Here is a 6,159-nt window from a genome sequence, read left to right on the forward strand (position 1 = left end):
ATAACCTCGATTACGATTACGATTACGATTACGATTACGACAACGACAACGACAACGACAACGACAACGACAACGACAACGACAACGACCTCGGCGCTAACGCATCGTTCCTTATACGGACACCTTATCCTTCATCGCCGCGCGCAGGGTCTCCAGGGCCGCGTCGAAGGCGAAGGCCTCGATCTCCCCGCCCAGGCGCGCCGCGGCGTCCGGCCCCAGGACGGATTGGGCGAGCACGGCGCCGGTGAGCCACAGATCGCCGGCACGGGTGTCGTCCGCGGCCAGCAGGGACTCCAACCGGGTCAGAACACCCAGCGCGCGGTCATGCTCGCTCGCGCTCGGCGGTGGGGGCGGGTGCGGGTCCGCGGCCAGGAACTGCCCCAGTGCCGTCAACAGGGGGGTGAGGACCCCATCCAGCCCGGTCAGGCAGGTCTCAAGCTCAGCCCCCGGTGCCGCCGTGCGCACGGCCTGCTCGAGCGCCGCGGCCCCTTGCCGCACGCCCTCGGCGCCCAGGGTGGCGGCCGAACCCTTGAGGGCATGGGCGAGTTGCTGCACCGCGGAGCGATCATCCGCGGCCAGGGCGCGGCGCAGCGCCGCCAGGTCCCCGGCGTGGCCTTGCACGAACAGGGTCAGCAGGCGCGCGTAGCTTGGGAGCCGGCCGCGCACCACGCACAACCCGGCCGCCAGGTCGAGACCGGCAATGTCGCTGAGCCGCGCCCGCAGCGCCGTTTCGTCCGCCGCGACGGCAGGGGTCGGCAGCGGGGCCGTTGGCGCGTCCCGCGCGGCGCGCCCCGGCAGCCAGCGCAGCAGGGCCGCGTAGAGGCGCTCCGGCTCCACCGGCTTGCCGATATGGTCGTCCATGCCCGCCGCCAGGCACCGTCGGCGGTCCTCCGCGAAGGCGTTGGCGGTCATGGCCAGGATCGGCAGCTCGGCCCCGGTCGCGGACGCGCGGATACGCCGCGTCGCCTCCAGCCCGTCCATCTCGGGCATCTGCACGTCCATCAGGATCAGGGCATAGGCCCCGGTGCGGGCGCGCTCGACCGCCTGGAACCCGGTGGTCGCGACATCCACGATCAGACCCAGCCCGCCCAGCAACTCCCCGGCCACCTCCCGATTGACTGGATCATCTTCCGCCAGAAGCAGCCGCAGGCCCCGGTAGTCCCGCGCCAGGGTCTGCGCCAGGCCCTCCGGCGGCGGGCCGGACGGCACGGCCAGGGGGTCGGACCGCGGGACCGGGGGCCGGTCCCGCGGGCCCCCGACCCGCGTCAAGCGGACGGTCGCCCAGAAGGTGCTGCCCTCACCCGCGGCGCTCGTCACGCCGACTTCGCCCCCCATGAGGTCCGCCAGGCGGCGGCAGATCACCAGGCCGAGACCGGTGCCGCCGAAGCGGCGGGTGGTGGAGTCGTCGGCCTGGGTAAAGGATTGGAATAACCGCCCCTGTTGGGCCGGGGTCAGGCCGATGCCCTGGTCCGCGACCTCCAGACGCAGGAGCAGCGTCCGGTCGCCCTCCTCCAGCACCCGGGCGCGCACCTCGATGCGGCCACGCGCGGAGAACTTGATCGCGTTGCCGATGTAGTTCAGCAGGATCTGCCCCAGGCGCAGGGGGTCGCCGAGCACCAGGGCGGGCAGCGCCGGATCGATCCTACGCTCCAGAGTCAGGCCCTTGACGGCGGCCCGCTCGCCCAGGAGGGCGATGGCATGATCGATCGTCTCGACCGGGTCGAACGGGACCTCTTCCAGGCCCAACTGGCCGGCCTCGATCTTGGACAGATCCAAGACGTCGTTGACGATGCCCAGCAGGTGCCGGGCGGCCTCGTCGATGCGGGTCAATTGCCCCTGAGCCTTGGGGTCGGTGAAGGCCCGGCGCAGCAGATAGGTCAGGCCGACGATGGCATTGATGGGGGTGCGGATCTCGTGGCTCATATTGGCCAGGAAGGCGCTCTTGGCGCGGTTGGCGACCTCGGCCGCCTCCTTGGCCCGGGCCAGGGCCAGTTCGGCCCGACGGCGCACGACGATCCGCCACAGTTCATCGGCCACGAGCTGCAATTGCTGCACGTCGGACGGGTCGTAATCGCTCGCCTTGTTACCTACGCCGATCAGCATCAGGACCCGCTCGCCCTCGCTGACCGGGACCCCCAGGTGGCGCAGCACCGGGGCGTGGCCCGCCGGGTAACCCCGGCGCTCGGGGAGCGTTGGATAGTCGTTGTGGATGACCGGCGCGCGGGTGCGTACCGCGTCCGCCCAGACCCCGGCCTGAGAGACCGGATAGTGGCTGTCGTAAGGCGCGGCACAGAGCGCGTGCGTGCCCGCCGACCAGCAGTTGAGCACGAGGCCCTCCTGGTCCGCAGCGACGAAGTGCAGGTAACCGATGGCACTGTCGGTGAGGGCCACCGCGGTGTCGATGCCGATCTGCAACAGGTCGTGCTCGGTGAGGACGGGCGCCCGGGCGCTCAGATCGGCCAGGGCCTTGAGGCGCTGGTCGCTGCGTCGCAGATCCCGGTTGGCGACCTCCAACGCGGCGGTACGCGCCTGCACCAGGGTCTCCAGATGGTTGCGGTGGCGGTCGAGCTCGTGCTCGACGCGGGCGCGTTCGATCGCCACGCTGGCCAGTTGGGCGCCGCGCTCGATCAGCGCCAGTTCCGGGGCACGGGGGGCCCGCGGCACTTTGAAATAGATGGCGAAGGAGCCGAGTGTCTCGCCCCGGATGGACAGGATCGGCACCGACCAGCAGGCGCGCAGTCCATGCGTCAGCGCGAGTCCGCGCCACTGCCGCCACAGCGGATCGGCGGCGATATCCGCCACGACCGTCGTGCGGCGGGTGTAGGCGGCGGTGCCGCAGGAGCCCGCGGCGGGCCCGATCGCCAGGCCGTCGAGCGCCCGGCAGAAGCCCTCGGGCAGACTGGGGGCGGCGCCGGTGCGCAGTCGCCGGCCGTCCTCGTCCAGCAACAGCACCGAGCAATACATGCCGGGGAAGCGCGCCTCGTAGCCCAGCGCCAGTTGGGTCAGCACCGCCGTCAGGGGCTCGCCGCAGGCCAGCCGCTCCAGGGTGCTGCGCTCGGCCTCGTGTTGCAGCTCCAGGCGCTTGCGTTCGGTGATGTCGTGGTGGGCGACCGCCAGGCGCACCGGTCCGGCACCGGGGAAGCGGTTGACCCGCATGGAGAACCAGCGCTCCACCTGGGGTGAATGACAGGGGTATTCGAGCACCAGATCGTCCTGGGCACCGGCGAGCAGCGCCGCGATACCGGCGGCGACTAGACCGGCCTCCACCGCCGCGGGACCGGCGGCGGAGCGGCAGACCGCCAGGTAGTTGGTCCCCTCGCAGATGTTGGACGGGACCGGGGGATTGGCCTGCGCGAACTCGCGCCAGGCGCGGTTGACGGCGATGATGGTGCCGGTTTCGTCGAGGATCGCCAGGTGATCGGAGAGCGCATCCAGGGTCGCGCGCGCAAACTGTTCGCGTTCGCCCAAGGCGTCCTGCGCCTCACGCAGCCGGGTGATGTCGCGGCTGATCCCGAGCACGCCGACAGGCTGGCCGGCGGCGTCGCGCAACGGGGTCTTGATGGTCTCGAAGAGCCCACGGTAGCCGTCCGCCGCAAACGACAGCCATTCCTCGTTCACGCTGGGCCCGTCCGCCGCCAGGGCCGCGGCGTCGTGGGCGCGGAAGGAGTCCGCCAGTTCCCGCTCGACGAAGTCATAGTCCGTGCGGCCGACAATCGCGGCCTCCGCGGCGCCGAAAAAGCGCTCGAAGGTCGTGTTGCAGGCGCGATAGATGCCTTGCAGGTCCTTGAGCCAGATGAGGTCGGGGATGGCGTCCATGATGGCCTGGAGCCGGTCTTTCGCCGCCACCGTGATGCGGTCGGCGACCAGGTCGATCTCCCAGAAGCCGATCCCGGAGGCCTGCATGGCCATCTTGAGCCGCCGCTCGGCCTGCCCCTGATCGCCCTGCGGGACCGCGGCCGGGCGCCCGGCCTCGTCGGTCGGCAGCGTGGTCGTCGTATCGGTCATCGCGCTGTCACCCACTGGTCCAGGGGCAGTTCAGACCACGGCCACCGCCGTCGGCCCGGCGTGCAGTTCGCCGATGATCGCGGCCTGCGCGAAGCCCTCCGCCCGGAAGTGCTCCAGCACCGCGGGCGCGGTGTCCGGCGCACAGGCGAGCAGCAGTCCGCCGCTGGTCTGGGCGTCGCACAGCAGGCGCTGCGCCCAGGAGGGCAGCGCCGTATCCAGGGCCACCTCCGCCCCGTAGCTCGCCCAGTTGCGCTCGATGGCGCCGGGTCCGTGGCCCTCGCGGGCGAACGCCAGGGCCGCCGACAACACCGGCACCGCCTCGAAATGGACCCGGGCCCCGACCCCGGAGGCGCGGCAGACCTCCAGCAGGTGACCGAGCAGGCCGAACCCGGTCACGTCGGTCATGGCGTGGACCCCGGGCCAGTCCGCAAAGGCGATGCCGGGCCGGTTGAGTTGGGTGGTGGTCGCGAGCAGCGACTGGTAGCCGGCCTCATCGAGCAGGCCCTTCTTCAAGACCGCGCTCAGGATGCCGATCCCGAGCGGCTTGCCGAGGACCAGCAGGTCCCCGGGGCGCGCGGTATCGTTGCGCTTGACCCGCTCCGGGTGGACGGTGCCCATCACCGCCAGGCCGTAGATGGGCTCCGGCGAGTCGATCGAGTGACCGCCGCCCAGGGGAATGCCGGCCGCGTGGCAGACCGCAGCCCCACCCGCCATGATGCGCCGCACCTCAGCAAGCGGCAGGGTGGCGATCGGCATCCCGACGATGGCGAGCGCCAGCACCGGGGTCGCCCCCATGGCGTAACAATCGGAGATGGCGTTGGTGGCGGCGATGCGGCCGAAGTCGAAGGCATCGTCCACGATGGGCATGAAGAAATCGGTGGTCGCCACCAGGGCCAGATCGTCGCGCAGCCGCAGCACCGCCGCGTCGTCGGCCGTGGCGTTCCCGACCAGCAGGTCCGGGTGGGGAAACCCCATGGACAGTCCCGCCAGGGCCTCCTCCAAGACCTTCGGCGCGATCTTGCAGCCGCAGCCGCCCCCGTGGGAGAGTTGGGTGAGGCGGATGGGGGCGGGCGCAGGGGCATGGGGTGTCGTCATAGCGTGAACCTGGGGTTGGCCGATGAACCTGGAAAGGGCAGTTTTTTTACTGGACCCCGCGCGTGGGCAGACTTCAGGTCAAGGATACCGCCGGATGCGGCGCCGCGGACACCTCATCGCGCTCGTTGGGGGCCGCGGCAGAGTCGCTCATGCGGTTGCCTGCGTGCCGGCGGTGATCCAGTCCCCGAGCCGGGTGCGGAGTCGCTCCAAGCGCGACTGCGCAATCTGGCCCAACGTGCCCTCCAGGATGTCGACACAGACCACGGCCAAGCGCGTCAGCCTGATCAGGCTCGTCGACCTCGAAACGACTCCTTCAAGTCCGCGCGGGTATAGATCTCCGGCTCGTCTTCCATACCACGCATGGCCGAACTCAGCGACAGGTCTGACCACTGAGTCTCTTCTGCGCGTGCCTCGTGCTCCTGCGTGCGGGCAGCGAGAAACTCGGCGAAATCCAACACCTCGCGCCGCGCCACATCCGGTAAGGACTTGAGTCGCTCGATGATTGCTTCTTCAGTCGTCATGGGCTTTTTCCGCTTCAAATTCGGCATAGGAATCATGGACCGCGCGCCAATCGCTCCCCGGCACCCGCCGCAGACGGGCGAGGACAACACCGAGCGGGCTGTCGTCGAGGGTCTCAAAGCCGGCGATGTCGAACCGCTTGAGGTTGCGCTGGCCCGCCCTTGGAGGACGTTGACGAAGACGCGCGCGTCGGACCCTGGCGGACCCAGAAAGTTTGCGCAATGCTTCTGTAACTCGGATTATAGCCCTTAGCGTCCGCTCAGCGTTTCGCCGGACCGGCGATCGGGTGCGATCCAGACTGATATGGTCACGCGAGCGCCGTAGATGGGCAAGGCCCGCGCGCGATGGTCCGGACCTGTCGCGACGTCGCTCGGGCGTGCCCATCCGGGCCGCGTCGAGGTCTTAGGTGATTTCTGTTAAAAATATTACCCGAGAATAGGCTTGATAAAAATGTCATATTTTGGCAAGGTCGGGCTGCGCTTCAACCGTGCTTCGACGTCTTCCATCAATTTCTTCGATAGGCTGATGCCCTTTTCATAG

General features: G+C 69.6%; 4 protein-coding genes. All 4 read right to left on the minus strand.

The annotated features are described in order from the left end of the window. Positions 1-111 precede the first annotated feature (111 nt). Positions 112-4,005 (minus strand): GAF domain-containing protein, encoded by a 3,894-nt coding sequence (locus QZY48_RS10460; protein WP_295430771.1) that lies wholly within the window; start codon positions 4,003-4,005, stop codon positions 112-114. 30 nt (positions 4,006-4,035) lie between these two features. After that, positions 4,036-5,100, minus strand: coding sequence for a selenide, water dikinase SelD (gene selD / locus QZY48_RS10465; protein WP_295430772.1), 1,065 nt, complete (start codon positions 5,098-5,100; stop codon positions 4,036-4,038). Between the two features lie 147 nt (positions 5,101-5,247). Continuing rightward, entirely contained in the window at positions 5,248-5,370 is a 123-nt protein-coding gene (locus QZY48_RS10470; protein WP_295430773.1) for a hypothetical protein, read from the minus strand. A gap of 14 nt (positions 5,371-5,384) precedes the next feature. Next, entirely contained in the window at positions 5,385-5,621 is a 237-nt protein-coding gene (locus QZY48_RS10475; protein WP_295430774.1) for a DUF2281 domain-containing protein, read from the minus strand. Positions 5,622-6,159 lie beyond the last annotated feature (538 nt).

It is taken from the genome of uncultured Thiodictyon sp. (assembly GCF_903828115.1).
Taxonomy (GTDB): Bacteria; Pseudomonadota; Gammaproteobacteria; order Chromatiales; family Chromatiaceae; genus Thiodictyon.